The organism is Streptomyces sp. NPDC018263 (assembly GCF_055562575.1).
The window spans coordinates 544,267-569,247 of the sequence record NZ_JBVHFA010000002.1; the positions used below are offsets into that span (position 1 = coordinate 544,267).

At 73.2% G+C, this 24,981-nt stretch carries 24 protein-coding genes; 8 read left to right on the forward strand and 16 right to left on the reverse strand.

Features of this window, described 5'->3' with window-relative positions:
• From ACZ3HQ_RS07385 to ACZ3HQ_RS07400, 4 genes are read right to left on the reverse strand one after another with little or no spacing between them, the layout of a single operon-like run.
• Window positions 1-1,155 carry a betaine/proline/choline family ABC transporter ATP-binding protein gene (locus tag ACZ3HQ_RS07385; protein ID WP_467508741.1) on the reverse strand — a complete coding sequence of 385 codons (1,155 nt, stop codon included), beginning with the start codon at window positions 1,153-1,155 and terminating at the stop codon, window positions 1-3.
• 9 nt (window positions 1,156-1,164) lie between these two features.
• A complete protein-coding gene (locus ACZ3HQ_RS07390; protein ID WP_467508742.1) occupies window positions 1,165-1,854 on the reverse strand; it encodes a LutC/YkgG family protein in 690 nt (229 codons plus the stop codon).
• Entirely contained in the window at window positions 1,851-3,329 is a 1,479-nt protein-coding gene (locus ACZ3HQ_RS07395; protein ID WP_467508743.1) for a LutB/LldF family L-lactate oxidation iron-sulfur protein, read from the reverse strand. Before ACZ3HQ_RS07395 ends, ACZ3HQ_RS07390 begins: the two co-directional genes overlap by 4 nt.
• Entirely contained in the window at window positions 3,326-4,081 is a 756-nt protein-coding gene (locus tag ACZ3HQ_RS07400; protein WP_467508744.1) for a (Fe-S)-binding protein, read from the reverse strand. Before ACZ3HQ_RS07400 ends, ACZ3HQ_RS07395 begins: the two co-directional genes overlap by 4 nt.
• A 66-nt stretch (window positions 4,082-4,147) precedes the next feature.
• Between ACZ3HQ_RS07400 and ACZ3HQ_RS07405 the strand changes: the two genes are divergently transcribed.
• Window positions 4,148-4,966 (forward strand): pentapeptide repeat-containing protein, encoded by an 819-nt coding sequence (locus tag ACZ3HQ_RS07405; protein ID WP_467508745.1) that lies wholly within the window; start codon window positions 4,148-4,150, stop codon window positions 4,964-4,966.
• Here ACZ3HQ_RS07405 and ACZ3HQ_RS07410 read toward each other — a convergent pair.
• Complete coding sequence (locus ACZ3HQ_RS07410) at window positions 4,928-6,442, reverse strand: cytochrome P450 (protein WP_467508746.1); 1,515 nt, start codon at window positions 6,440-6,442, stop codon at window positions 4,928-4,930. The two genes, ACZ3HQ_RS07405 and ACZ3HQ_RS07410, sit on opposite strands and share 39 nt — an antisense overlap.
• A 132-nt stretch (window positions 6,443-6,574) precedes the next feature.
• On the opposite strand from ACZ3HQ_RS07410, the gene ACZ3HQ_RS07415 reads away from it, so the two are divergent.
• Entirely contained in the window at window positions 6,575-7,180 is a 606-nt protein-coding gene (locus ACZ3HQ_RS07415; RefSeq protein ID WP_467508747.1) for a TetR/AcrR family transcriptional regulator, read from the forward strand.
• 103 nt (window positions 7,181-7,283) lie between these two features.
• The gene (locus ACZ3HQ_RS07420; protein WP_467508748.1) at window positions 7,284-8,009 is read left to right on the forward strand and encodes a DUF2470 domain-containing protein; all 726 of its coding nucleotides are present in this window, start codon (window positions 7,284-7,286) and stop codon (window positions 8,007-8,009) included.
• Here the strand turns inward: ACZ3HQ_RS07420 and ACZ3HQ_RS07425 are convergent.
• The 4 genes from ACZ3HQ_RS07425 to ACZ3HQ_RS07440 form a co-directional block, all read right to left on the reverse strand.
• Window positions 7,977-9,155, reverse strand: coding sequence for a lactonase family protein (locus tag ACZ3HQ_RS07425; RefSeq protein WP_467508749.1), 1,179 nt, complete (start codon window positions 9,153-9,155; stop codon window positions 7,977-7,979). The genes ACZ3HQ_RS07420 and ACZ3HQ_RS07425 overlap by 33 nt on opposite strands.
• A 111-nt stretch (window positions 9,156-9,266) precedes the next feature.
• On the reverse strand, window positions 9,267-10,526 hold the full coding sequence (locus ACZ3HQ_RS07430; protein WP_467509056.1) for an aromatic acid exporter family protein: 1,260 nt from the start codon (window positions 10,524-10,526) through the stop codon (window positions 9,267-9,269).
• A 96-nt stretch (window positions 10,527-10,622) separates the two neighbouring features.
• The gene (locus tag ACZ3HQ_RS07435; protein WP_467508750.1) at window positions 10,623-11,117 is read right to left on the reverse strand and encodes an FBP domain-containing protein; all 495 of its coding nucleotides are present in this window, start codon (window positions 11,115-11,117) and stop codon (window positions 10,623-10,625) included.
• Window positions 11,118-11,217: 100 nt separating this feature from the next.
• Window positions 11,218-11,814 carry a response regulator transcription factor gene (locus ACZ3HQ_RS07440; RefSeq protein WP_467509057.1) on the reverse strand — a complete coding sequence of 199 codons (597 nt, stop codon included), beginning with the start codon at window positions 11,812-11,814 and terminating at the stop codon, window positions 11,218-11,220.
• Window positions 11,815-12,091: 277 nt separating this feature from the next.
• On the opposite strand from ACZ3HQ_RS07440, the gene ACZ3HQ_RS07445 reads away from it, so the two are divergent.
• Window positions 12,092-15,265 (forward strand): cytochrome P450, encoded by a 3,174-nt coding sequence (locus ACZ3HQ_RS07445; RefSeq protein ID WP_467508751.1) that lies wholly within the window; start codon window positions 12,092-12,094, stop codon window positions 15,263-15,265.
• A gap of 115 nt (window positions 15,266-15,380) precedes the next feature.
• On the forward strand, window positions 15,381-16,670 hold the full coding sequence (locus ACZ3HQ_RS07450) for an ROK family transcriptional regulator (protein ID WP_467508752.1): 1,290 nt from the start codon (window positions 15,381-15,383) through the stop codon (window positions 16,668-16,670).
• A gap of 152 nt (window positions 16,671-16,822) precedes the next feature.
• On the opposite strand, the gene ACZ3HQ_RS07455 is transcribed toward ACZ3HQ_RS07450, so the two are convergent.
• Window positions 16,823-17,860: a PHP domain-containing protein gene (locus ACZ3HQ_RS07455; RefSeq protein ID WP_467508753.1), complete on the reverse strand. Its 1,038-nt coding sequence runs from the start codon at window positions 17,858-17,860 to the stop codon at window positions 16,823-16,825.
• 123 nt (window positions 17,861-17,983) lie between these two features.
• Here ACZ3HQ_RS07455 and ACZ3HQ_RS07460 point away from each other — a divergent pair, with 123 nt between their 5' ends.
• Window positions 17,984-18,253 (forward strand): hypothetical protein, encoded by a 270-nt coding sequence (locus tag ACZ3HQ_RS07460; RefSeq protein WP_467508754.1) that lies wholly within the window; start codon window positions 17,984-17,986, stop codon window positions 18,251-18,253.
• Here ACZ3HQ_RS07460 and ACZ3HQ_RS07465 read toward each other — a convergent pair whose 3' ends face one another.
• The 3 genes from ACZ3HQ_RS07465 to ACZ3HQ_RS07475 form a co-directional block, all read right to left on the reverse strand.
• Entirely contained in the window at window positions 18,254-19,489 is a 1,236-nt protein-coding gene (locus ACZ3HQ_RS07465; RefSeq protein ID WP_467508755.1) for a ricin-type beta-trefoil lectin domain protein, read from the reverse strand.
• Between the two features lie 117 nt (window positions 19,490-19,606).
• Window positions 19,607-20,206: a VanZ family protein gene (locus tag ACZ3HQ_RS07470; RefSeq protein WP_467508756.1), complete on the reverse strand. Its 600-nt coding sequence runs from the start codon at window positions 20,204-20,206 to the stop codon at window positions 19,607-19,609.
• Window positions 20,207-20,290: 84 nt separating this feature from the next.
• Complete coding sequence (locus ACZ3HQ_RS07475) at window positions 20,291-20,980, reverse strand: DUF4230 domain-containing protein (protein WP_467508757.1); 690 nt, start codon at window positions 20,978-20,980, stop codon at window positions 20,291-20,293.
• 191 nt (window positions 20,981-21,171) lie between these two features.
• Here ACZ3HQ_RS07475 and ACZ3HQ_RS07480 point away from each other — a divergent pair, with 191 nt between their 5' ends.
• Window positions 21,172-22,125 carry a ribose-phosphate diphosphokinase gene (locus tag ACZ3HQ_RS07480; RefSeq protein WP_467508758.1) on the forward strand — a complete coding sequence of 318 codons (954 nt, stop codon included), beginning with the start codon at window positions 21,172-21,174 and terminating at the stop codon, window positions 22,123-22,125.
• On the opposite strand, the gene ACZ3HQ_RS07485 is transcribed toward ACZ3HQ_RS07480, so the two are convergent.
• Together ACZ3HQ_RS07485 and ACZ3HQ_RS07490 are read right to left on the reverse strand one after the other, a co-directional pair.
• Complete coding sequence (locus ACZ3HQ_RS07485) at window positions 22,122-22,493, reverse strand: anti-sigma factor antagonist (protein WP_467508759.1); 372 nt, start codon at window positions 22,491-22,493, stop codon at window positions 22,122-22,124. The two genes, ACZ3HQ_RS07480 and ACZ3HQ_RS07485, sit on opposite strands and share 4 nt — an antisense overlap.
• A gap of 174 nt (window positions 22,494-22,667) precedes the next feature.
• Window positions 22,668-22,985 carry a DUF4235 domain-containing protein gene (locus ACZ3HQ_RS07490; protein ID WP_161203795.1) on the reverse strand — a complete coding sequence of 106 codons (318 nt, stop codon included), beginning with the start codon at window positions 22,983-22,985 and terminating at the stop codon, window positions 22,668-22,670.
• A 69-nt stretch (window positions 22,986-23,054) separates the two neighbouring features.
• Here ACZ3HQ_RS07490 and ACZ3HQ_RS07495 point away from each other — a divergent pair, with 69 nt between their 5' ends.
• The gene (locus ACZ3HQ_RS07495; protein ID WP_467509058.1) at window positions 23,055-24,122 is read left to right on the forward strand and encodes a cation diffusion facilitator family transporter; all 1,068 of its coding nucleotides are present in this window, start codon (window positions 23,055-23,057) and stop codon (window positions 24,120-24,122) included.
• Between the two features lie 75 nt (window positions 24,123-24,197).
• On the opposite strand, the gene ACZ3HQ_RS07500 is transcribed toward ACZ3HQ_RS07495, so the two are convergent.
• Complete coding sequence (locus ACZ3HQ_RS07500) at window positions 24,198-24,647, reverse strand: nitroreductase family deazaflavin-dependent oxidoreductase (protein WP_467508760.1); 450 nt, start codon at window positions 24,645-24,647, stop codon at window positions 24,198-24,200.
• Window positions 24,648-24,981 lie beyond the last annotated feature (334 nt).

The following is a 24,981-nucleotide window of genomic DNA, read 5'->3' on the forward strand; positions in this document are numbered from 1 at the left end:
CTACGCGTCCGACACCGAGTCGAACGGCACCTGACCCCGCGCCACCCCCAGCATGTCCGCGTCCACCGACCGCCGCAGCGCCTCGTGCAGCTTGGCCGGGGTCAGCACACCCAGCAGGCGGGCGCCGTCCAGTACCGCGACCCACCCGGCGTCGTACTGGAGCATCACGCCGAACGCCTGCTTCAGCGGGGCGCCCACCGGCACCCACGCGGTCATCCGGTGGGCCAGCTCACCGACCGTGCCGCCCGCCGCCAGTTCCTCCAGGCCGACCCAGCCGTGCAGGTCACCGTCCGCGTCCAGGACGACCGCCCAGCGGGCGCCCTCCTCGCGCAGCCGGCGTGCCGCCGACGCGGCGGGCTCGTCCGGGCGGGCCACCGGGGGCTGTTCCAGGTCGTCCGGCTCGATCGCGGTCACCGACAGCCGCTTGAGCCCCCGGTCGGCGCCGACGAACCCGGCGACGTACGGGGTGGCGGGGGCGCCCAGCACCGCGCCGGGGGTGTCGAACTGCTCGATGCGGCCCTCGCCGTACACCGCGATCCGGTCGCCGAGGCGGACCGCCTCCTCGATGTCGTGCGTGACCAGCAGCACCGTCTTGCGCACCGCCTGCTGCATGCGCAGGAACTCGTCCTGCAACTGCTCGCGCACCACCGGGTCGACGGCGCCGAACGGCTCGTCCATCAGCAGCACCGGCGGGTCCGCCGCGAGCGCCCGCGCCACCCCGACGCGCTGCCGCTGGCCGCCGGAGAGCTGCTCGGGGTAGCGCGCGCCGAACGTCCCGGGGTCCAGGCCGACCAGGTCCAGCAGCTCGGCCGCGCGGGCCCGCGCCTTGGCCCGCTTCCAGCCGAGCAGGGACGGCACGGTGGCGGTGTTGTCCAGCACGGTGCGGTGCGGGAAGAGGCCGACCTGCTGGATGACGTACCCGATCCGGCGGCGGAGCCGGACGGGGTCGACCCGCGCGATGTCCTCGCCGTCCACGACGATCCGGCCCGCGGTGGGCTCGATCAGCCGGTTCACCATCATTATGGTGGTCGTCTTGCCGCAGCCGGACGGGCCGACCAGCGTGACGAGTTCGCCCTCGGACACCTCGAAGGAGAGGTCGTCCACGGCCGTTGTTCCGTCCGGGTAGCGCTTGCTGACCTGCTCGAACCGGATCATTCCCCCACGCTAGCCGGGGTCCCGTCCGGCCGCCCGGTCCCGCCGACCGAAGGGATGACCCCCGGCGAGCACGACCTCCAGCGTGCGCGGCCCGTGCACGCCCTCCACCCGGTTCAGCTCGATGTCACTGGTGGCCGAGGGACCGGAGATCCAGGTCAACGGGCGGGTGGGGGAGAGGCGTTCGAGCGCCTGCGGTACGGACGCCACGACCTGCTCGGGCACCCGGACCACACAGATGTGGTGGTCGGGCACGAGGGTGATCCGGCGGCGCCCCTGGCCGGGCCCGCCGTCCAGCACGAGGGTGCCGGTCTCCGCGACCGCCACCGCGCAGCCGGTCACCACGCTGTCCACCGCGTCCAGCTCGTACGGGGTGCTCTCCGCACGGTCGAGGACGGGAACCGGGTCGGCGTCCGCGAGCCACGCCGACGGGAGCCCGTCCGGTACGAGCACGGACCTGGCGCCCCGCGCCGCCAGCAGCCGGGCGATCAGCGCGGGCAGGTCCGCCTCCGCGCACCGGTGCACCACCGCCCGGTAGTCGGCCAGGTTCTCCGCCAGCAGCTCCACCGTCTCCTCGACCGTGCGCGCGCCGTGCTCTCGCGCGTAGTCGCGCGGGATCGCCCGGTCGTACGGCGGGTCGTCCTCGGGCACGTCGGCCAGCGCGCGCCGGACCCGGCCCAGGACGCGTTCCCGGTCGCTCACTTCGTCTCCTCCTTGCCGCCTCGGGTGCGTTGCCACCAGTCCCGGAACGGCTCGGCCGGCACCTCCGGCAGATCGCGCGTCCGGGTCCACGCCGCGCCGGGCCCCGGCAGGGTGCGCGGGCGCAGGCGGCGGGCGCGGGAGGCGAGGCGCTGGCCGGTGCGCAGGGCGCCGGGGTGGGTGAAGGTCCAGCGGGCCGCCAGCATGGCCGCCCGTTCCGCCGCATGTGCCCTCGCCGGCCTCAGTACGACCCGGTTGCCCCCGCGCACCGCCGGGCCGCCCTCCACGACCCGCTCGCGCAGCCGGACCAGCACCTCGGGGATGTCGATGGCGACCGGGCACACCTCGTAGCAGGCCCCGCACAGCGAGGACGCGTACGGCAGCGAGGCGTCGATCTCGCTCGCCGTGCCGCGCAGTTGGGGGCTGAGGATGGCGCCGATCGGGCCGGGGTACACCGAGCCGTAGGCGTGGCCGCCCGCGCGCTCGTACACCGGGCAGACGTTCAGGCAGGCCGAGCAGCGGATGCAGCGCAGCGCCTGGCGGCCGACCTCGTCGGCGAGGGTGTCGGTGCGGCCGTTGTCCAGCAGCACCAGATGGAAGGTCCTCGGTCCGTCGCCGTCGGTCGTGCCGGTCCACATGCTGGTGTACGGGTTCATGCGCTCGGCGGTGGAGGAGCGGGGGAGGGTCTGGAGGAAGACCTCCAGGTCACGCCAGGTGGGGACGACCTTCTCGATGCCGACGACCGAGATCAGGGTCTCCGGCAGGGTCAGGCACATCCGCCCGTTGCCCTCGGACTCCACGACCACCATCGTGCCGGTCTCCGCGACCATGAAGTTGGCCCCGGACACCCCCACCCTGGCCCGCAGGAACTTCTCCCGCAGGTGCAGCCGCGCGGCCTCCGCCAGCTCGGCCGGGCTGTCGGACAGCCCCTCGGGCGCCGGGCGCCCCCAACCGGCCATCGCGGTACGGAAGATGTCGCGGATCTCGGCCCGGTTGCGATGGATGGCCGGGACCAGGATGTGCGAGGGGCGGTCCTCGCCCAACTGCACGATCAGCTCGGCCAGATCGGTCTCGTAGGCCCGGATGCCGGCCGCCTCCAGCGCCTCGTTGAGCCCGATCTCCTGCGTGGCCATCGACTTGACCTTCACGACCTCCGACTCGCCCGTGTCACGCACGAGTCGGGTGACGATCCGGTTGGCCTCCGCCGCGTCCGCCGCCCAGTGGACGGTGCCGCCCGCCGCGGTGACCGACTCCTCCAACTGCTCCAGATAACGGTCGAGACGGCGGAGCGTGTGTTCCTTGATCCGGCTGCCCGCCTCGCGCAGCTCCGCCCAGTCGGACACCTCCGCCACGGCCGCCGCGCGCTTGGCGCGGATGGTGTGGGTGGCGTGCCGCAGATTGCCGCGCAGGATGCTGTCGTCCAGCGCTTCCCGTGCCGCCTCGGGGAAGGCGGGCATTCCGACGAAAGTCTCGTTCACCGGGGCGGTTCCTCCTCCGTGCTCGCCAGGATCTCCGCGATGTGCACCGGCCGCACTGCAGAGCCCGCCCGGCTCATCGTGCCACCCAGGTGCATCAGGCACGAGTTGTCGGCCGCGCACAGCACCTCGGCACCGGTCGACTCGGCGTTGCGCACCTTGTCCGCGCCCATAGCGGCCGACACCCCGGCGTTCTTCACCGCGAAGGTGCCGCCGAACCCGCAGCACTCGTCGGCGCCGGGCAGCTCGACCAGCTCCAGACCCCGCACCGCCTCCAGCAGCCGGCGCGGCCGGTCGCCCAGGCCCAGCGAGCGCAGGCCGTGGCAGGTGGGGTGGTAGGTGACCTTGTGCGGATAGACGGCGCCGACGTCGGTGACGCCCAGCACGTCCACCAGGAACTCCGTCAGCTCGTACGTCTTCGGCACCAACGGCGCCAGCACGTCGGCCAGTTCATCGCCCCGCCCCTCGGCGCGGGCCCGCTCGCCCAGCCTCGGGTACAGCTCCCGGACCATCGCCGCGCAGGAACCCGACGGTGTGACGATCGCGTCGTACTCCCCGAAGACCTCCGCGTAGTGCCGGGCCAGCGGTTCCGTCTCGTGCCGGTAGCCGGTGTTGTAGTGGGCCTGGCCGCAACAGGTCTGCGCCAGGGGGAAGTCGACGTCGACGCCGAGGCGGCCGAGGAGTCTCACCACGGCGCGGCCGGTGTCCGGGTAGAGCGTGTCGTTGACACAGGTCAGGAACAGGGCGACACGCATCGCGGCTCCTCGGGCCTCGAAGATCGGACAGGCGCCAGCGTAGCCAGAGCCCGTACCCTGGCCGCGATGCCCGATCACATACCCCTCCTCCGTGCCGACTGCGCCGACTGCTTCGGCCTCTGCTGCGTCGCCCTGTCCTTCGCCCGCTCCGCCGACTTCGCGCACGACAAGCCCGCCGGCAAGCCCTGCGCCAACCTGCGCGAGGACCACCGCTGCGGCATCCACACCGAGCTGCGCGCCGAGGGCTACGCCGGGTGCACGGTGTACGACTGCTTCGGCGCCGGCCAGCGCGTCTCCCAGGTCACCTTCGGCGGCCGGGACTGGCGTACGGGCGGCAAGAAGCACGCCCGGCTCATGTTCGAGGTGTTCCCGGTGGTCCGGCGCCTGCACGAGCTGCTCTGGTACCTCACCGAGGCGCTCGCTCTCGACGCCGCCCGGCCTCTTCATCCCGAGCTGCGCCGCACGCTGGAGCACACCGAGCGGCTCGCCGCGCAGGAGCCCGAGGAGCTGGCCGCGCTGGACCCGGCCGAGCACTGGCACGAGGTGGCGGAACTTCTGCTGCAAGCCTCGGAGTTGGCTCGCAAGGGCCACAGGAAGGGCCGGGACCGGCGGGGCGCGGACCTGATGGGCGCACGGCTCAAGGGCGCCGATCTGCGCGGGATCAGCCTGCGCGGCGCCCGCCTGATCGCGGCCGACCTGACCGGGGCCGACCTGCGGCATGCCGACCTGATCGGCGCGGATCTGCGGGGCGCCGATCTGACCGACGCCGACCTCACCGGGGCGCTCTTCCTCACCCAGCCGCAGGTCAACGCCGCCCGCGGGGGACCCGGTACCCGGCTGCCGGGCTCACTCGTCCGTCCCGTGCACTGGGCAGCGGCCCGCTGAACCGGCGTCCGGCTCGGGAGCGCCGGCCGGTGCGGCGGCGGGGGCCCTGCGGCGCTCCAGGCCCAGGCGCAGGCCGTCCGGCATCAGGGTCAGGCGCTCGGTGACCTTCAGACGGTAGCCGGGGTCCGGGATCAGCTCGTAGCGCCGCAGCAGCAGGCCGAGCACCAACGTGGCCTCGTGCAGCGCGAACTGGCGTCCCACGCAGGCCCGCGCGCCGGTGCCGAAGGGCTTGAAGGTGTGCGGCGGGCGGGCCCGTACCGCCTTGGCGTCGAAGCGGTCGGGGTCGAACCGCTCGGCGTCCTCGCCCCACACCTCGGGGTCGCGGTGCAGCATCGGCGTGAGCACCAGCGCCCAGCCGCCCCGGCGCATCGGGTGCTCCCCGGCCAGCACGGTGTCCTCGGTGGCCTCGCGGGCGAAGGCGGGCGCGGTCGGCCACAGCCGCAGCGACTCGTCCAGCACCCGGCGCAGATAGCGCAGCCGGGCCACCTGGTCGTACCCCGGCTCCGGGGCGTCGCCCCAGACGCGGTCCACCTCGGCGCGGGCGCGGGCCGCCACCTCGGGGTGCTTGGCCAGGTAGTACAGGGCGAACGACAGCGCCCCGGAGGTGGTCTCGTGGCCCGCGACCAGGAAGGTGATCACCTGCTTGCGGACGTTCTCCGCCGACAGCCGCTCGCCGGTCTCGGGGTGGGCCGTCTCCAGCATGCGGTCCAGCAGGTCGCCCTCGCCGCGCCCCGCCTCACGGCGGGCGGCCACCAGGGCGTCGACCGTGTCGTCGAGGTAGGCGATGTCGGCGGCGTTGCGCCGGGCGGCCCTGCGCTGGAGCGCCGGGGGCATCGGCACGCTGTTGAGCCGCTGGGCGTAGGCGAGGGTGCCGACCATGGCGGTGACGAAGGGGTGCGGCCGGTCGCGTTCGAAGGAGCCGAAGTCGTGCCCGAAGCCGGTGCGGGCGATGGTCTCCAGCGTCAGCCGGGTCATGTCGCCGGGCACGTCCACCGTGCGCCCGGCGGCCAGCTCACGGTCCCAGTGGCCGGTCAGCCGGGCCGCGACCGCCAGCATCATCGAGTGGTACCCGGCCATCGCCTCCCGGCTGAAGCCGGGCGCGAGCACGTCGTGCGCCAACTGCCAGTTGGGCTCGTGGTTGTACGCCGTGAACAGGCCGTCCCCGGCGACCGGGCGCAGGTTGGCCACCCCGAGCCCGACGTGCTTGGCGAACCGGGTCTCGTCCGCCATGTCCGCCGCCAGCTTCGCGCCCCACAGGAACACGAACTCCCGGTTCAGCACCCGGCGCCGGAAGATCGGGCCGAGTTCGCGGGCGAGCCGCATCGAGTCCTGGAGCGGGGTGCGCCGGTCGACGCCCAGGACGTCGCCGAGCAACGGCAGCCTGCGCGGCGGATGCGGGATGCGCTCCAGCTCCGGCCAGCCCTGCTCGGCACCCCGGAACCCCTTGGGCAGTGCCGCCCCCGCCGTCCCGTCCATGACGCGATCTCCCTTGATCCGGTGGCCTGTTGCCCGTCCACCACCCGCGTGTTGAACGCGAGTTCAATAGTGCTGGCAGTCTGGTCCGCCTACTGAACCCGCGTCAAGCAACGGGTCCAGTAGGGTGACGGCATGGCCGCCAACCAGGGGGAACGCGCCCGGCGCCGACTGAGCACCGAGGAGCGCCGCGAGCAACTGCTGGCGGTCGGGGCGCGGTTGTTCTCCGAGAGCCCGTACGACGACGTGTGGATCGAGCGGGTCGCCGAGATCGCCGGGGTGTCACGCGGTCTGCTGTACCACTACTTCCCGACGAAGCGGGACTTCTTCGCCGCCGTGGTGGAGCGGGAGAGCGAGCGCATGCTCCGGATGACCGCGGCCGTGCCCGGTGTGCCGGTCCGCGAGCAGCTCGGCGCCGGTCTGGACGCCTACCTCGGGTACGTCGAGGCGCACGCCCACGGCTTCCGCGCCTTCCACCGTGCCGACGCGGCCGGCGACCAGGTGGTACGCCGGGTCTACCAGCGGGCGTTGGCCGCGCAGGAGCGGCAGATCCTCGCCGCGCTGGCCGCCGACCCCGAGTTCGGGACCGCCTTCGAGGGCTCCCCGCAGGCCCGGCTCGCGGTGCGCGGCTGGCTCGCCTTCACCACCGCCGTCTGCCTGGAGTGGCTGCGCGAGGGTGAACCCGGCCGGGAGCAGGTGCGCGAGCTGTGCGCGCGGGCGCTGCTCGGCGCCATCGCCTGACGGCGCGTTTCCTCTGTGGTGCGTCACTCGAACGGGGTGGCGTGGTTGGCGTACGCCCGGATCTTCGATAGGTTAGGCAAGGCTTACCTAAGGAGGACTCGGGATGGGTGACACGCAGGACTGGGCGGCAGGACCCGGAGCGGCGGAGCGGGCGCGGTCGGTCCTTGCCGTCGCGTGGTCGTGCGCGGTGACCGCGGACGGCGCCCGCGAGGAGTACGCCGGCGCGCACACCGTGACCGGCGACGGCGGGGTGCTGCTCGACGTGCCGGAGGACAGCGCCCTGTTCGCCGCCGCGCTGTGCGCCCCGCGCGGCGAGCCCACCGCCGTGCTGGAGTTCGCCGACGTGGCACCCGTGCCGGTACGCCGGCGCATCCGGGCCCGGCTGTGGCTGGCCGGCTGGTTCTCCCGGCGCGGCGCGCGGCTGCTGTTCACGCCCACCCGCGTGGTGCTGCGCCGGCCTACCGGAGCGGTGCTGATCGAGCCGGCGGAGTACGCGGCCGCCCGGCCCGACCCGCTGGCCACCGCCGAGGCGCAGTTGCTCACCCACCTCGCCGACTCACACCCGGACGCCGTGGAGCGGCTCACCCGGCTGGTCCGGCCGGAGAATCTGCACGCCGCGACCCGGGTGGCGCCGCTCGCGGTGGACCGGCACGGGCTCACCCTGCGCATCGAGCGTGCCCGGGCGCACGGAGACGTACGGCTGGCTTTCCACACGCCCGCCGACGACGTCGCGCAGCTCACCGAGCGCATGCACGCGCTGCTCACCCAGGCCGGTGCCGCCGCCTGCCCGCGCGCCCTACAGCGGCACCGCGCAGACGGCGACCGGTGACGCGAACGGCTCACCCGCGCTGCTGAGCGCTCCCGTACCGGTGTCGACGTGGAACACGCTCACCGTGCCGGAGCGCTGGTTCGCCGTGAACAGCAGGCGGCCGTCCGGCGCCAGCGCGAGCTGGCGGGGGAAGTCCCCGCCCACCGGCACCGTGTCCAGCAGCCGCAGCCGGGCGCCGTCCTCCTCGACCGCGTACCGGGCGATGGTGTTGTCCCCCCGGTTGGCGAGGAAGGCGAAGCCGCCGTCCGGCGTCACCACGAACTGTGCCGGGTAGTTGGTAGCGTCCCCGGTCGCTCCGGAGGACTGCGGCTCGCCCACCGTCAGCCGGCCGGTCGCCGGGTCGTACGCGCAGACGGCCACCGTGTCGTCCACCTCGTTGGCGAGGTACGCGTACCGCCCGTTCGGATGGAACGTCAGATGGCGCGGGCCCGCGCCCGGCCGGGTGTGCGCCTGGGACACCTCGGTCAGCGTGCCGTGCCCGGTGTCCAGCCGGTAGGTGTAGACGGTGTCGGTACCCAGGTCGACGGAGAGCACATGGCCGCCGTCCGGGCTGGTGATGAACTGGTGTGCGTGCGGGCCCTGTTGACCGGGTCCAGGCGCCGGGCTGGAGTGCGTGACCAGTGCGGTGCGCTCACCCGGCGCGCCCGAGGCGTCGAGGGGATGCACGGCGACGCTGCCCGAGCCGTAGTTCGCGCTCAGCAGCCAGCGGCCGCTCGGGTGCACCGACAGATGGCAGGGCCCCGAACCACCGGTGCCCCGGCTGCCCAGCACCTTCCGGTCCGCCAGCCGTACGGCCGTGACCGCGCCGACCTCGCGCTCGTCGACCGCGTACAGGGTGTGCCCGTCCGGGTGGACGGTGACGTACGACGGGTCCGGGATCTCGGCCAGTGGCTGCGCGTCGGTGACCGTGCCCGTGGCCGGGTCGTACCGCGCCACAAAGACGCCCTTGCCGCCGCCTTCGACGGAGGTGTAGGTGCCCAGGTACAGCGGGCGGGGCCCCGGTTCGGCCTTCTGACGGTGGGGCACCGGGTCCGGGTCCGGGGGCGGCGCGGCGGGCGCGGGCACCGTCACGACGGCGGCCGTACCCGCCACGGCGCCGACGAAGCGCCGCCTGCTCCAGCCGCCCTGGTCCGTCCTGTTGTCCATGCCGCCCCCTGAGTACTCACCCGTCACCGTGGTCCCGGCCACCCTGTCGCGGACCTGCCTCCGGAGGCAAGGCGGGGGCGTGCTCACCCGTGGGTCGCGCCGGGTGTCCCGTCACCCGGAACGCCCGCCGACCCCCGTACGGTTCCGCCACAGGTCCTCCTGCACGCCGAGGCGCTGGCGCAGGCGGTTCACGCGGGGCATCTTCGCGCGCTGCTGGCGGGAGACCCGGTCCAGCTCCTCCAGCAGGCGGCGGCTGCGGTGCTCGGTGTCCAGCTCGTCGATGATCCGGGTGACCTCGGTGAGGACCGCGCCGAGCAACTGCCAGTCCTCCCGGTCCTCCTCGACATGGGCGAGGAGCTGCTCCGCGAGCCGGTCGCGGGTGGCGGCGGCCGTATGCAGCTCGGCGGTCAGCCGGGCCTCGGCCGACTCGGCGTTGGCGCTCAGGTCGGTAGTCACCAGCACGGCGAAGCTCACCACCGCGTCCGCGATCTCGGACAGCACCTGTTCCACGGTCTGCCCGATCGGCGGCGGGAACAGCTCCTGGGCGCCCCGCTCCTTGGCCAGGTCCGTGAAGGAGCGGGCCAGTACGCGCAGGACGACCGTGCAGATCTCCAGCGTGTCCAGGCCGGTGCGCAGCACCACCCGGTGCAGCAGGCCCTCCTTGACGCGCGGGTTGAGCCTCAGGCTCTCCTCCGCCTGCCGCAGGGCCGCGTCCACCTGGATGATGTCGTGGTCCAGCCGGCGCGCCTCGTGCAGTCGTTCGGCCGCCCGCTGCCAGGGGATGGTGCCCGCCGCCTCCTCACCCATCCGGAGCATGAGCTGGCGCAGCCGGCGGGCCAGCCACTCGATCGACCGCCCGGCCGCGTCCACCCACACCGGGGGCGGCAGCAGCAGATTGCAGGCCATGCCGATGATGGCGCCGATCAGGGTCTCCACGATCCGCGCCCACGCGGTGAAGCCGACCGTGGTGACGCCGAGCACGAGCATCGCGCTGATCGCCACCTCGTTCACGTACTCGTCCACGCGCACCAGGTGACCCACGCTCAGCGCGGCCACCAGCAGCAGGGCCAGGCTCCACCAGGTCAGGCCGACCAGGAGGCTGAAGACGATGGCGACCAGCACGCCCGTCACCACGGCGTTCACCCGGCGGATGCCGTTGGTGAGGGTGGCGAAGAAGGTGACCTGCACGACCAGCAGGGCCGTCAGGGGCGCGGTCAGCGGCGCCGGTTCCGGACTGAGCTTGAGCGCGATCACATAGGCGACCGTGGCCGCGGCGGCAGACCTGAGTGTCTGGACGACCACCGGCTCCCGGCGGCGCGCGACCAGGCGCCGCAGCGCGTCGGCCCACTTGCGTCGCGCTTGCGCGTCCATCCACTTCCGTACGTCTGGCATCCTTTGGCGTCTTCCCTTTCCGTGACCGTGCCGAACGGGGCCGTTCGAGCACCGTGTACGCGAAAGGGGCGGCCCTCAGGCGTACAGGCGATCGACGAAGGCGCCGAGGTTGCCGCTCGCGCGGGCGATCTGCTCCTCCGTCGTGAGGCTCTCCTCGAACCGGCTCCCCGACTCCGGCACCTTCTTCCCCCGGACATACAGGGAACACGCCAGGTCGGCGCACATGTACACGCCGACGGAGTTGCCCTCGCGGCCCGCCGCCCCCGCCTTGCGGGCGGTCATCAGCGAGACCCCGCCGCCGCGATGGGTCGTCAGACACACCGAGCACATGCTGCGGTGCTGGAAGCCGCGCCGGACCGTCGGGTGGCGCAGGGCGATGCCGACGAGACCCGTGCCGCGTTCGAGGACCAGGTAGCTGCGGTCGGGCGCGCCCGGATCGCGCCAGCCCAGGAAGTCGAGGTCGTCCCAGGGGCGTTCGCCCAGGTCGCGGGGGACGGTCAGCCGCTTGGCGTCGCCCTTGGAGCAGTTGACGAAGGAGGCGCGGATGTCCTGCTCGGTGAGGGGTCGCATCGGGGGTTCCTTCTGTTGTAGCCATGAGCCTAGGAGGTCTAGGTTTACGAGGGTATAGAGCGCCGTTGTCCGGGCCAAACGGTTTTCCGCGCGCCCGTTCCTAGCCGGGTGCGGCTCCCCGTACCCGAGGCGGCCAGACGCCCGGCGCGAGCACGCCCAGGGCGTAGGCGCGGGCGACCAGCTCGGTGCGGTTGGCCGCGTGCCAGCGGGCGGACAGACGGCGCAGGTGATACGCGACACCGTCCCGGCTCAGGCCCAGCTCGCGGGCGGCCCGCCCGGTCGTGGCACCCTGGGCCAGCAGCGCCAGCACCGCGCCCTCGACCGGGGTGACGGACGCGGGCTCGGGGACGGACTCCGGCTCGCTCTCCCCGAGCACCCGGAGCATCACCAGCAGCGCCGGGGTCTCGTCCGTGGAGTCGCTCACCGGGTCGGCGGTCAGCTCCCCGTACCGCTCCGGCCCGCCGGGCGCGCTCCAGCTCACCGACACCTGGTAGCGGGAGCGGTGCCGCAGCCGCAGCGCCTGCGCGATCCGCTCGACCTGGCCGGCCTCCTGCGGCCGGAACAGCTCCAGCACGTCCCGGCCCCGGAGCTGCCCCGGTGACGTACCGCACTCGGCGGCCATCGCCGGGTTGGCCAGCAGCACCGTGCCGTACACGTCACAGACCGCGACCGGCACCGCGACCCGGTCGAAGAGCATCAGGGCCCGGTTGCGCCACACCACGGCATCCGCCAGCCCCCACTCCACGCCAGCCTCCCAGATGCCGAACCGTCCCCGCCATCCAAGACGAAAACCCAGGTCAGCGGCAACTTGGGGGGCATCCCGGAGCCGGTGCGCAAGTGCGCGCGCCCACTTTCCACTGCACGTTCGTGTAGTGGCCCGGCACGGGCGCGCCCCGCCGCTGGAGCACGCTGGAAGACGCGCACCCCCCACGCGAAACGCCAGTCCCCGCCCCGCGAAAGGCAGTTGCCGCGCCATGCCCCCCACCGCACCGCACCCCGAGCCCCCCGCACTCACCGGCGTGCCGGTCGTCGACATCTCCGCCACCGGGCCGACCCGCACGCCCATCCAGCAGGTCATGGAGCTGATGCGGACCCACGGGCCGGTGCTGGTGCGCCGCCTGCACGGGCGCGACGCGCTGTTCGTCTCCGACGCCGACCTGATCGCCGACCTCGCCGACGAGGACCGGTTCGCCAAGCACATCGGGCCCGCGCTGGAGAACGTGCGCGCCTTCGCCGCCGACGGCCTGTTCACCGCGTACAACGACGAGCCGAACTGGGCCAAGGCCCACGACATCCTCATGCCCGCCTTCGCGCTCGGCTCCATGCGCGCCTACCACCCGGTGATGCTGAAGGTGGCCCGGCGGCTCATCGAGGCGTGGGACCGCTCCGCCCGCGCCGGGCAGCCGGTCGACGTCCCCGACGACATGACCCGGATGACGCTCGACACCATCGGCCTGGCCGGGTTCGACTACGACTTCGGCTCCTTCGAGCGGGCCGAGCCGCACCCCTTCGTCCAGTCGATGGTGCGCTGCCTGGAGTGGAGCATGACCCGCCTGGCCCGCGTGCCGGGCGGCGACCACACCGAGGCCGACGCCGCCTTCCGCAAGGACGCCGACTTCCTCGCCGGGGTCGTGGACGAGGTCATCGCCGCCCGCACCGGCACCGACCAGAGCGAGGCGACCGACCTGCTCGGGCTGATGCTCACCGCCCAGCACCCCGCCGACGGCACCACCCTGGACCTCGCGAACATCCGCAACCAGGTCATCACCTTCCTGATCGCCGGCCACGAGACCACCTCCGGCGCGATGTCCTTCGCCCTGTACTACCTGGCCAAGCACCCCGCCGTGCTCCGCCTGGTCCAGCGCGAGGCCGACGCCCTGTGGGGCGACACCGCCGACCCCGAGCCGTCGTACGACGACATCGGCAGGCTCACCTACACCCGGCAGGTGCTCAACGAGGCGCTCCGGCTGTGGCCGACCGCCGCCGCCTTCAGCCGGGAGGCCCGCGAGGACACCCTGCTCGGCGGGCGGGTGCCGCTGCGCGCCGGGCAGGCGGTCAGCGTGCTGGTGCCGATGCTGCACCGCCAGCCCGTCTGGGGTGACAACCCCGAGCTCTTCGACCCCGACCGCTTCACCGCCGAGGCCGAGGCGGCACGTCCGGTGCACGCCTTCAAGCCCTTCGGTACCGGTGAACGCGCCTGCATCGGGCGGCAGTTCGCGCTCCACGAGGCGACCATGCTGCTCGCCATGCTGGTCCACCGCTACCGGCTGCACGACCACGCCGACTACGCGCTGGACATCAAGGAGACCCTCACCCTCAAGCCCGAGGGCTTCACCCTCACCCTGACCCCGCGCACCGGCGCCGACCGCGTCCACTCCCCGCTGCCCGGCGCCGCCGCCGTGACCGCCGCCGAGGACACCGACGCCGCCGCGCTCCCCGCCCGCGTGCGCCCCGGCACCGCCGCGCTGTTCCTGCACGGCAGCAACTACGGCACCTGCCGCGAGTTCGCCGGACAGCTCGCGGACGAGGCCGCCGCGCTCGGCTGCGCCACCGAGGTCGCCCCGCTGGACGCCTACGCAGACGGCCTGCCCACCGACCGGCTCGTCGTCATCGCCGCCGCCTCCTACAACGGCCGCCCCACCGACGACGCCGTCGCCTTCGCCGCCTGGCTGGAGGGCGACCACGACCTCACCGGGGTCACCTACACCGTGCTCGGCGTCGGCGACCGCAACTGGGCCGCCACCTACCAGCACATGCCGACCCGCATCGACGCCCGCCTCGCGGAAATGGGCGCCACCCGGCTCACCCCGCGCGCCGCCGCCGACGCCTCCGGCGACCTCACCGGCGCCGTCCGCGACTACACCACGGCCCTGCGCGCCGCCCTGCTCACCGAGTACGGCGACCCCGACGCCACCGCCCCGGCCGACGAGCCCGAGAACGCCTACGACGTCCGCGCCCTGACCGGCGGCCCGCTGGACGCCCTCGCCGAGCGGCACGAGCTGGTCCCGATGACCGTCACCGAGGCGTACGACCTCACCGCGCCCGGACACCCGCGCGTCAAGCGGTTCCTGCGCGTCGCCCTGCCCGACGGCGTCACCTACCGCACCGCCGACCACCTCACCGTGCTGCCGGTCAACGCCCCCGAGACCGTGGAGCGGGCCCTCGCCGCCCTCGGCGCCGACCCGTACACGGTGCTCGACATCCGCGCCACCCGCCCGCGCCGCGACGGCCTGGCCGTGGACCGCCCGCTCACCGTGCGCGAACTCCTCACCCGGCACGTCGAGTTGCAGGAGCGGCCCACCGCGCGCCAGCGCGAACTCCTCGCCGCCGCCAACCCCTGCCCGCCCGAGCGCGCCGCCCTCGCCGCCCTCACCGGCGACGACCCGCGCACCCTCCTCGAACTCCTGGAGGACCACCCCGCCCTGCGCGAGGCCCTCGACTGGCCCCGCCTGCTCGACCTGCTCACCCCGCTGCGCCCCCGGCACTACTCCATCTCCTCCTCCCCTGCCGCCGACCCGCGCCACGCCGACCTCATGGTCTCCGTGCTCGACGCCCCCGCGCGCTCCGGCAACGGCCGCTACCGGGGCACCGGTTCGGGCCACCTGGCCGGCGTGAAGCCCGGCGACACGGTGTACGCCCGGGTCCAGCCGTGCCGGGAGGCGTTCCGCACCGACACCTCCGCCCCCGTCGTGCTGATCGCCGCCGGTACCGGTCTCGCGCCGTTCCGCGGGGTGGTCATGGACCGGGTGGCAGCCCGCGCCCAGGGGGCCGAACTCCCGCCCGCGCTGCTCTACTTCGGCTGCGACGCCCCCGACGCCGACTATCTGCACGCGGCCGAGCTGGGCGCCGCCGAGGAGGCCGGAGCCGTCTCGCTGCGCCCCGCCTTCAGCGCGGCCCCCGTCGACGGCGCCGAGTTCGTCCAGCACCGGATCGCCGCCGAGGCCGACGAGGTCTGGGGGCTGCTCGGCGCCGGGGCGCGGGTCTACGTCTGCGGCGACGGCGCGCGCATGGCGCCCGGCGTCCGCGAGGCGTTCCGCGTCCTGTACCGCGAACGCACCCCCGGCGCGGACGAGGCGGCGGCGGCACGCTGGCTGGACGAGCTGGTCGGCGCCGGCCGCTATGTGGAGGACGTGTACGCGGCCGGCTGAGCCGCACCCGCACGGCCTGGAAATCTCACAGCATGAAATAAGGGGGCCCGCGAAGTCGTGCCCGGCCTGTGCCGAAGGGTATGTTGCAGGTCGGGCACGGGTCGGAAGGGGCCACATGGCGGGTCGGAACGGGCGCACGGTACGCGATCTGAGGCGGGGCAACCGCACGGCCGTGCTGCACAGGCTGTACTTCGACGGCCCCCTCAGCCGCTTCGAACTGGGCCCGGCCACCGGACTCAGCTCCGGCTCGGTGAGCAATGTCGTGGCCGACCTCGTCGCGGACGGACTCGTGGAGGAGGCCGGCAGCGTCGACTCCGACGGCGGCCGCCCCCGCACCCTGCTCCGGGTCGCCCCGCACAGCGGCCAGATGATCGGCGTGGACGTGGGGGAGACCCGCGTCCGCGTCGAGCTGTTCGACCTCGCCCTGACCGAACTCGCCCGCGCCGAACGCCCCTTGACCCGGCCCGGCTACGACGTCGACGACATCACCGGCCACATCCGGGACGGGGTGGCCGAGGTGCTTGCGGCCGAGGGCGCGCGACCCGAGCGGCTGCTCGGTGTCGGGGTGGGCGTGCCCGGCATCGTGGAGCACACCGCCGACCGGGGGGCCGTGGTGCACGGCCAGACCATCGGCTGGGACGCCGTCCCGCTGGAGCGGCTGCTCCGGGCCACCTCCGGGCTCCCCGAGAGCGTGCCGTACTTCATCGACAACGGCGCCAAGACGCTCGGCCAGGCCGAGATGTGGTTCGGCGCCGGGCGCGGCGCGCGCAACGCCCTGGTGGTGCTCTTCGGCTCCGGCGTCGGCGCCTGCCTGGTCACCCCCGAGGTGGAGCACGGCCGCGCGGTGGAGTGGGGGCATCTGACGGTACGGGTGCGCGGACGCCGCTGCCGGTGCGGGGCGCCGGGCTGCCTGGAGGCGTACGCCGGTGCCGAGTCGCTGCTGGCCCGCTGGCGCGAGGAGGGCGGACGGCCGCCCGAGGGCACCGACGAGGAGACCGCGCTCACCGCCATGCTCGCCGCCGCCTATCCGGCCCACGGCGCGGAACCCGACCCGGTGGCGCTCGCGGTGCTGGAGGAGACCGCCGAGTACCTGGGCGCGGGCCTGTCCGACCTGATCAACCTCTTCCAGCCCGAGCGCATCCTCATCGGCGGCTGGGCCGGGCTCCAGCTCGGCACCCGCTTCCTGCCCGCCGTACGCCGGCACGCGGCCACCTACGCGCTTCGGCACCCGGCGGACCGGGTCACCATCGAGCTGGGACGGCTCGGCCCGGACGCGGTCACCGTCGGCGCGGCCATCCTGCCGCTGGCCGACTTCTTCAGCCGGGGCGGCCGCCGCGCCGAACCGGTCCCCGAGGACCGGCCGCCCGCCTGGCGGGCCGCGCTGGACGAGCGCACCCCGCGCTGAGCCCGGACACGAAGATGCCCCGGCCGTGACGGGGGAATCACGACCGGGGCGGTCCGTCGCGGACGGGGTCCCGAGTCAGGGCGGGCCCGCGCCCACGTCTGGTTCAACGGACAACCACGGGTCGGCGTTCCCGGACGGTGCCGTGATCCGGGTCACGCGAGGTCAGGCGTGGGTACGCGCCCCTCACGGGTCCAGTCCAGCAGCTCGTCCGCCGTCCAGGTGTTGACCACCCGCCCGGCGGGCACCCCGCACTCCTCGGCGCGGGCACAGCCGAGGATCTGCCAGTCCAGTTGGCCCGGCGCGTGCGCGTCGGTGTCGATCGAGAACAGCGTCCCGGCGTCCACCGCCTTGCGCAGCAGCCGTTTCGGCGGGTCCAGCCGCTCCGGACGGCTGTTGATCTCCACGGCGGTGCCCGCCTCGGCGCACGCGGCGAACACCTCGTCCGCGTCGAAGGCCGACTCGGCCCGCCCGCGCCCGGTGAGCAGCCGGCCGGTGCAGTGGCCCAGCACGTCGGCGTGCGGGTCGGACACCGCGGCCACCATCCGGCGGGTCATCGCGGCGGCGTCCATCTTCAGCTTGGAGTGCACCGACACCACCACGACGTCCAGCCGCTCCAGCAGCTCCGGCTCCTGGTCCAGCGAGCCGTCGTCCAGGATGTCGCACTCGATGCCGGTGAGCAGCCGGAACGGGGCCCAGCGCTCGTTCAGCGTCTCGATCAGGCCGAGCTGCTCGCGCAGCCGCTCGGGGGAGAGGCCGCGGGCCACGGTGAGGCGGGGGGAGTGATCGGTCAGCGCGGTCCACTCGTGGCCCAGCTCGGCCGCCGCCCAGCCCATCTCCTCGATGGGGCTGCCGCCGTCCGACCAGTCCGAGTGGGTGTGGCAGTCGCCGCGCAGCAGCGCCCGCAGCTCCTCGCCGCCGTCCGCCGTCAGCGGGCCCCCGGCGTCCTCCTCCAGCGAGCGCAGATAGGCGGGGGTCTCCCCGGCCACCGCCTCCTCGATCACCTTCGCGGTCTTCGGGCCGATCCCCTTCAGCGTCTGGAGCGTCCCCGTGGAGACCCGCCGGGCGACCTCGTCCTCGGGGAGATCCTTCAGTACGCGCGCGGCCGTGCGGAACGCCCGCACCCGGTAGGTGGGCGCGAGCGAGCGTTCCAGCAGGAAGGCGATCCGGTCCAGCGCCGCGACGGGTTCCATGGCCACCTCCCGGCTCCGTAGGGACCTCCAGGGTTGCCCACCGGGGCGGTCCGCGCACGGTGGCGGCCCGGACGGCCCGTGCGGACGCGCCTTCCCCGCGCCTCGCGTTCTACGCTCGGAGACATGACCGAACAATCAGCTCCGTACATGTCCAATCCGCGCATCCGGGTGCTCGGGGTCTGTGAGGGCCGGCCGGGTTCGCCGCCCTTCCGGGTGATGGAGATCGACGGCGAGGTGATCGGCGAGGTCACGTCCATCACGGGGGTGCTGGAGGCCGCCGCCGCCCGCGGCATCGTCATCCACGATCTGGACGACCCCGACGTGGTCCGCTGGGTCGGCGGCGACAAGTTCACCTGGCGGGTGCGCGGCGGCACCCGCCGAGGCCGCGGATAGCTAGCCCACCGTCCACTTCTGGGCGGCGGTGCCGTTGCAGGTCCAGAGCTGGAGCCGGGTGCCGTTGGCCGAGTTGGCGCCCGTCACGTCCAGGCACTTGTTAGCCTGCGGGTTGACGATGTCGTTGGCCGAGGACACCACCCACTTCTGGTTGGGGCTGCCCGCGCAGTCCCACAGTTGCAGGGGCGTACCGTCCGCCGTGCCGTTGTCCTTCAGGTCCAGGCACTTGCCGAGCGCGCGGATCGTGCCGTCCGAGCCGACGGTCCACTGCTGGGCGGCCGAGCCGTTGCAGTCGTAGAGCTGTACGGGGGTGCCGTTGGCGGAGTTCGCCGCGGCCACGTCCACGCACTTGCCGGCCAGGCCCCGGATGGCCGTGCCGCCCGTCGAGCCGCCGCTGGTGGTCACCGACACCGAGTCCACGACGAGCTGCGCCGGGAACTGGGTCGAGCCGTCCGGGTCGCCGGGCCAGTAGCCGCCGACCGCGAGGTTCAGGATCAGGAAGAACGGCTTGTTGAACACCCAGGTCCTGCCGCCCAGGTCGGCCGGGGTGCGCCGCTGGTAGACGTTGCCGTCCACGGTCCAGGTGATGGAGTCCGGCGCCCAGTCGACCGCGTAGGTGTGGAAGGCGTCCGCGAACGCCTGCCCGTTCGGCAGCGAGTAGCCCGCGCCGATGCCGCCGGAGCCCGAGTAGCCGGGGCCGTGGATGGTGCCGTGCACGGTGGAGGGCTCGAAGCCGACGTTCTCCATCACGTCGATCTCGCCCGAGTCCGGCCAGTTCACCGGCGTGCCCAGCATCCAGAAGGCGGGCCACATGCCCTGCCCGCGCGGGATCTTCATCCGGGCCTCGACGTGCCCGTACTGCGCGTTGAACTTGCCCGAGGTGTTCAGCCGGGCCGAGGTGTACTGGCAACTGCCGTACCAGCACTGGTAGTTCGCCGGATTCTCGCGCTTCGCGGTGATCACCAGGTGGCCCTGGCCGTCCAGCGCCGCGTTCTTGGTGCCCGAGGTGTAGTACTGCCGCTCGTGGTTGTTGACGTTGTCTCCGGTCTCCAGCGTCCACTTGGAGCCGTCGACGGCCGAGCCCGCGGGGCCGTCGAAGGAGTCCGAGAACGTCGCCGCCGCGACGGCCGGTGCGGCGGCCGTGTCGGCCCTCGCGGGACCGACGGCCGCCGCGCCGACCAGCGCGGCGGAGAGAGCGGCAAGGAGGCATCTGCGGAGCAGGCGTGGGGATGCCATGACTCTCCGTTTCACGTGGGGGGAGTGATGCCTCCTGTTGTAGAGACCGGGACCGGGGCCGTCAATAGCTTGGTACAGACCAGTGGTCGGCCGGCCGGGCAAACCGGCTGAGGCCACTCACTCCTGGACGACCTTGGGCCGCCGCGCGTGCACCGCCCGCCCCAGCCGGCGCCCCAGCAGCAGCCAACCCAGCAGCGCGCCCGTGGTGTTGAGGATGACGTCGTCGATGTCGAAGGCCCGCCCGTTGATCAGCGCGCCCTGGGTCAGCTCCACCATCAGCATCACCAGCGCGGTCAGGAACAGGACCTGGAGGATGCCCCGCGCCCGGGGAGCCAGCACCGGCACCAGCACCCCGAACGGGACGCCCAGCAGCACATTGCCGCCGATCTGCTTCAGGGCGTCGCGCACCGTCCCGTAGTCGAAGTACGCCTTCAGGGAGTTGCCCGGCCGCATGTTGCTGTGCGTCAGCGCCTCCGACGCGGGCGACGGCTCCAGGGTGACCCGGGCCAGCGCGATGGCGAACGCCACCATGAACACGAACGCCAGCAGCATGATCGGCAGCCGGATCGGCAGCGGCAGCGGCTTGCGCTCCGCCACCTCCGGCGCCGGCTCGGTGACCGGCTCCGGCTCGACCGGCCCCGGCTCGGTCTTCTCCGTGCGCCCCCGCCGCAGAGGGGCGCGCAGTACGGTCGGCAGGCGAAGGGCGGTTCGGGCCATGCGGTGGTCCTCCAGTCGTGAACATCCCCGTGAGAAGCAGCGAGTGCCCGGTAACCGGCCGGTGATGCCGGGCCGGGCAAAGCGTCAGGAGCCGTACGAGACGCGTACGTCCTTGAAGCCGAGGGAGCGCAGCAGGCCCTGGAGCATGCCGGTGGTGTTGGACTCGGCGCGCGCGGTCAGCTCGCTGTCCCGGGCGGCCTCGCCGATGTGCTTGACGGCCAGCTTCTGCACCGCCTGCTCGCCGTTGGGGTTGTCCGAGAACAGATCGCCCAGCCGGTCCAGCAGGCCGCGCTGCTTGGAGACGGCGTAGGAGCGGTCCGGGTCCAGCGCGGGCTTGCCGAGCTGCGCGTGCGGCAGCTTCAGCACGGCGGAGGTGCGGTCGTCGTTGACCGTCACGTCCTTGTCGCCGACCTTGCCGAGGTCCACATAGGCGTCCACGGTGCCCGCGCCGACGTACAGCGTCCGGGTGCCGCGCAGCGCGTCGGGCAGGTACTTGGCGTTCTTCTCCAGGTCCACCACGACCTGGAAGTTGCCGGAGGCGGCCTGGTAGCGGCTCATGTCCTGGATGGACTGGAGCAGCGCCGGGCCCGAGCGGTCGCGGGACTCGGTGCCGAACAGGTCCTTGATGCCGGGCAGCACGGCGAGCCGTATCCCGGCGAACAGCAGCACCAGCACCAGGGCGATGCCCGCCAGTACCTTGACCCAGAGCGGTGTCCGCCGCCGGGGCCGCTGCTGGACCTCGGTCGTGCCGCCGGCCGTAGTCGTCTTCTCCACGGTTCTCCCTTCCCCCTCCTCGGATGCCCGCCAAGTAGGCGAACAGGCGCGCGAGTTGACCATCCCCCACCGCTGACGTACGTACCCCTGCCGCTCCCGTACGAGACCCGTCACGCCTGCCGTCCGGGCCGGGGGACAGGGGGCCGGTAGCATGGCCGCCCAGCCCGTACCGATCATGCGAGGAGCGGATCGTGCGAGACATCGCCGTCTTCAGCGGCAGCGCCCACCCCCGGCTGGCCGAGGAGGTGTGCGCGCACCTGGGCGTCACGCTCAGCCCGGCGCGGGTCAGCAGGTTCGCCAACGACTGCCTGGAGGTACAGCTCCGGGCCAACTGCCGGGAACGGGACGTGTTCCTGATCCAGCCCCTGGTGCGGCCGGTGCAGGAGCACCTGGTGGAGCTGCTCATGATGTGCGACGCGGCCCGTGGCGCCTCGGCGGCCCGGATCACCGTCGTCATGCCGCACTACTCCTACGCCCGCTCGGACAAGAAGGACACGCCCCGCATCTCGCTCGGCGGCCGCCTGGTCGCGGACCTGCTGGTGGCGGCGGGTGCGAGCCGGGTGCTCACCATGACCCTGCACGCCCCGCAGGTGCACGGCTTCTTCTCGGTGCCGGTCGACCACCTGCACGCGCTGCGCGAACTCGCCGCGCACTTCCGGCAGTACGACCTCTCCCGCACCACGGTCGTCTCCCCGGACCTCGGCAACGCCAAGGAGGCCGCCGCCTTCGCCCGGCTGCTCGGCGCCCGGGTCGCGGCCGGCGCCAAACAGCGGTTCGCGGACGACCGGGTCAGCATCAGCTCGGTGATCGGCGACATCACCGGCCGGGACGTCATCGTGCTGGACGACGAGATCGCCAAGGGCAGTACGGTGCTCGAACTGCTGGACAAGCTGCGCGAGTTGGGCCCGCGCTCGATCCGGGTCGCCTGCACCCACGGCCTGTTCGCGGCGGGCGCGCTGAAGCGGCTGGGCGAACAGCCGGACGTGCTGGAGATCGTCTGCACCAACACCGTGCCGGTGCCGGAGGACGAGCGCACCGACAAGCTCCAGGTGCTGTCCATCGCGCCGGCCCTGGCGGAGGCGATGCGGCGCATCCACGACGGGGAATCGGTGAGCGCGCTGTTCGAGCAGCCGGCGGAAGCCTAGGGCGGGTCCGCGAAGTCCCCCAGCGCCGACTCCAGGGTCGGGTGCGGGGGCAGCACGCGGGTCAGACCCGTGACCCGGAGGACGCGCAGGGTCAGGGGGTGGGCGCAGACCAGATGGAGCCGGCCGCCGCGCTCCAGGACGCGGTGCCGGGCCCGGTCGACCAGGCGCAGCCCCGAGCAGTCGAAGAACTCCACGGGGCGCAGATCCAGCACCAACCGGGCGCGTTCGCGGCCGGTGAGCCGGTCCAGCAGGGGTGAGATCTCCGCCGCCGAGGCGATGTCGATCTCACCCCGTAACTCCAGCACGGTGTGCCCGCGCTCCTCGCGCACCCGCAGATGCCGGCTGAACGGGGTGGGTTCCTCCCGCACGACGGCACCACCTCCCACCCGCGCCCACGACGGACCGTGCCGCGTGGCTACTCACTCGACAGGAGGAATTTGAGCATGTTCGCTTGACATATGTCTTCGGATTTGACGGAGCCGGTTCGAATCTGAGTGTTTGTGATCGGCCAGCCGTCCGAAGGCCGGGGCCGACCGGTTGGTTCAGCGCTTCGCCGGAGCCGCGTTCGGGTGCGGCCAGGTACCCGTGGAGCGGGCGACCGCCTTGGCGCGCGTACGGTCCACCACACTGCGGGCCACCGCGAAGATCGCGCCCTGCACCGCGGCCGCCAGCAGGATCTCTCCCCAGCCGCGGTCCGGGTCCAGCGGGTCGGGCGCCTCCTCCTCGTGCCGGATCACCATCCACGCCTTCCGGAACGCCAGCCCGGCCAGCGCACCGCCGGCCCAGCTCAGCGCGAAGCCCACCGGTTTGTGCAGGAGGGGCGCCTTGATCTTGCTCATGTTCTTGCTCTTCTTCGCCATGTGTCACTCCTTCCTCACCGCGCCCGCATCCTCCCCGGACAGCCCCCGACCTCCCCCGTCCGGGCCCGTATGATCCTCCGGGCCGGGGGCAGTCGCCGACAGGTGAGCGCTACTTCGGAAAAGCAGCCGGACACGACGACCGGCCACAGCGACGGCCAGGAGGCCGACAACTCCGACGGACACACCCGCGTCACCGTCCTCGTGGCACTCGCCGCGAACCTGGTGATCGCGGTGGCCAAGGCCGTCGGCGGGCTCTTCGCGGGCTCGCCCGCCCTGCTGTCGGAGGCCGCGCACTCCGTGGCCGACAGTCTGAACGAGGTGTTCCTGCTGGCCGCGCTGCGCCGCAGCCGCCGCCCGCCGGACGCCCGCCATCCCTTCGGCTACGGCAAGGAACGGTTCTTCTGGTCCCTGCTCGCCGCGGTCGGCATCTTCGTCATGGGCGGCTGCTTCTCCTTCTTCCAGGGCTTCGAGGCGATCAGGAACGGCAGCGAGGAGAAGCTCAGCGGCTACATAGCCGGTCTCGTCGTGCTCGGCGTCGCCTTCGTCGCCGAGGGCATCTCCCTGATCCGGGCCGTGCGCCAGGCGCACCGGCAGGGCGAGGGCGTCGGCGACGTCCAGGACCCCGCGCTGCGCACCGTGCTCGCCGAGGACGGCACCGCGGTGCTCGGCGTGACCTTCGCCGCCATCGGCATGGTGCTGCACTTGCTCACCGGCCAGGCCGTCTGGGAGGGCTGCGCGTCGATCCTGATCGGCGCCCTGCTGGTCTACGTCGCCTACCGGCTCGGCCGCGACGCCCGCGCCCAGCTCATCGGCGAGGCCGCCGACCCCGAGCTGACCGGGCGGATACGGGAACTGCTGAGCGCCCAGCCGGAGATCGACAGCGTGGAGGCGCTGTTCACGATGAAGACCGGCATCGACTCCGCCCTCGTGGCCGCGCGCGTCGACTTGGTGCCGGGGATGGACAGCGAGGAGGTCGAGGAGGTCGCCGTCCGCATCAAGCGGTCCGTGGCCGAGATGTTCCCGGACGCGGGGGAGATCTTCCTCGACGTGACCGACCGCGACCACGCGGACCGCGACCACACCGGGCTCGCCGGACACGAAAGCCCCGCCGCGACGGGGGAGCGCGGCGGGGCCTGACCTTCGCGTGCCCCTTGGGGGACGGTTCACACCCGCCGTACGCGGAAGGCGCGTGAACCGTCCCCCGGCGGCCGTTCAGCCCGCGTCGGCCGGCTCCAGGACGAAGACCGGGATCTCCCGGTCGGTCTTCTCCTGGTACTCGGCATAGGGCGGGAAGGCCGCCACAGCCCGCTCCCACCACTGGGCCTTCTCGTCGCCCTTCACCTCGCGGGCGCGCATCTCCCGCTTCTCCGGGCCGTCCTGGAGCTCGACCGCCGGATCGGCCTTGACGTTGAAGTACCAGACCGGGTGCTTCGGCGCGCCGCCCACGGAGGCGACCACCGCGTACTTCCCGTCGTGCTCCACCCGCATCAGCGGCGTCTTGCGGAGCTTGCCGCTGCGGTTGCCGCGCGTGGTCAGGATGATCACCGGCAGCCCGGTGTCGAGCAGGGTCGTCCCCTCCGTCCCGCCGGAGCTCTCGTACAGCTCGACCTGATCGCGTACCCACTGCTCCGGGCTCGGCTCGTACTCGCCCTCAAGAGGCATGGCTTCGTCCCCTTCATCGCGTTCGTCGTGTTTCGTGCTGCCGACGGCTTCACGCCTGCGGTCCACCGCAACACCGGGGGCCGCCGGAATCATCCGTACCGCGCATCCTCTGGGCCACGCGGGTGAATAGCCGGATCTCTCGGTCCCCTCCCGGCCGGGGGTGGCCGAAAAAGGGCGTACGCGACGACACTGGGAGAACCGATGTGCGTCGGACGACCGGATTCCGGTGCCCGGACACCTCCGGCGGACGCGCTTCTTCGGCCAGATCCGACGGGTCGCCGATCTGGCCGAACTTGCCGTCGCCCCATAGGTGCCCCGGGCATCTAATGAAGAT

Coding starts and splice junctions, on each gene's coding strand:
- ACZ3HQ_RS07385 (WP_467508741.1), bottom strand. CDS start 1,155: ATGATCCGGTTCGAGCAGGTCAGCAAGCGCTACCCGGACGGAACAACG.
- ACZ3HQ_RS07400 (WP_467508744.1), bottom strand. CDS start 4,081: ATGCGTGTCGCCCTGTTCCTGACCTGTGTCAACGACACGCTCTACCCG.
- ACZ3HQ_RS07405 (WP_467508745.1), top strand. CDS start 4,148: ATGCCCGATCACATACCCCTCCTCCGTGCCGACTGCGCCGACTGCTTC.
- ACZ3HQ_RS07410 (WP_467508746.1), bottom strand. CDS start 6,442: ATGGACGGGACGGCGGGGGCGGCACTGCCCAAGGGGTTCCGGGGTGCC.
- ACZ3HQ_RS07415 (WP_467508747.1), top strand. CDS start 6,575: ATGGCCGCCAACCAGGGGGAACGCGCCCGGCGCCGACTGAGCACCGAG.
- ACZ3HQ_RS07420 (WP_467508748.1), top strand. CDS start 7,284: ATGGGTGACACGCAGGACTGGGCGGCAGGACCCGGAGCGGCGGAGCGG.
- ACZ3HQ_RS07425 (WP_467508749.1), bottom strand. CDS start 9,155: ATGGACAACAGGACGGACCAGGGCGGCTGGAGCAGGCGGCGCTTCGTC.
- ACZ3HQ_RS07430 (WP_467509056.1), bottom strand. CDS start 10,526: ATGGACGCGCAAGCGCGACGCAAGTGGGCCGACGCGCTGCGGCGCCTG.
- ACZ3HQ_RS07435 (WP_467508750.1), bottom strand. CDS start 11,117: ATGCGACCCCTCACCGAGCAGGACATCCGCGCCTCCTTCGTCAACTGC.
- ACZ3HQ_RS07440 (WP_467509057.1), bottom strand. CDS start 11,814: ATGCTCTTCGACCGGGTCGCGGTGCCGGTCGCGGTCTGTGACGTGTAC.
- ACZ3HQ_RS07445 (WP_467508751.1), top strand. CDS start 12,092: ATGCCCCCCACCGCACCGCACCCCGAGCCCCCCGCACTCACCGGCGTG.
- ACZ3HQ_RS07450 (WP_467508752.1), top strand. CDS start 15,381: ATGGCGGGTCGGAACGGGCGCACGGTACGCGATCTGAGGCGGGGCAAC.
- ACZ3HQ_RS07455 (WP_467508753.1), bottom strand. CDS start 17,860: ATGGAACCCGTCGCGGCGCTGGACCGGATCGCCTTCCTGCTGGAACGC.
- ACZ3HQ_RS07460 (WP_467508754.1), top strand. CDS start 17,984: ATGACCGAACAATCAGCTCCGTACATGTCCAATCCGCGCATCCGGGTG.
- ACZ3HQ_RS07465 (WP_467508755.1), bottom strand. CDS start 19,489: ATGGCATCCCCACGCCTGCTCCGCAGATGCCTCCTTGCCGCTCTCTCC.
- ACZ3HQ_RS07470 (WP_467508756.1), bottom strand. CDS start 20,206: ATGGCCCGAACCGCCCTTCGCCTGCCGACCGTACTGCGCGCCCCTCTG.
- ACZ3HQ_RS07490 (WP_161203795.1), bottom strand. CDS start 22,985: ATGGCGAAGAAGAGCAAGAACATGAGCAAGATCAAGGCGCCCCTCCTG.
- ACZ3HQ_RS07495 (WP_467509058.1), top strand. CDS start 23,055: ATGATCCTCCGGGCCGGGGGCAGTCGCCGACAGGTGAGCGCTACTTCG.
- ACZ3HQ_RS07500 (WP_467508760.1), bottom strand. CDS start 24,647: ATGCCTCTTGAGGGCGAGTACGAGCCGAGCCCGGAGCAGTGGGTACGC.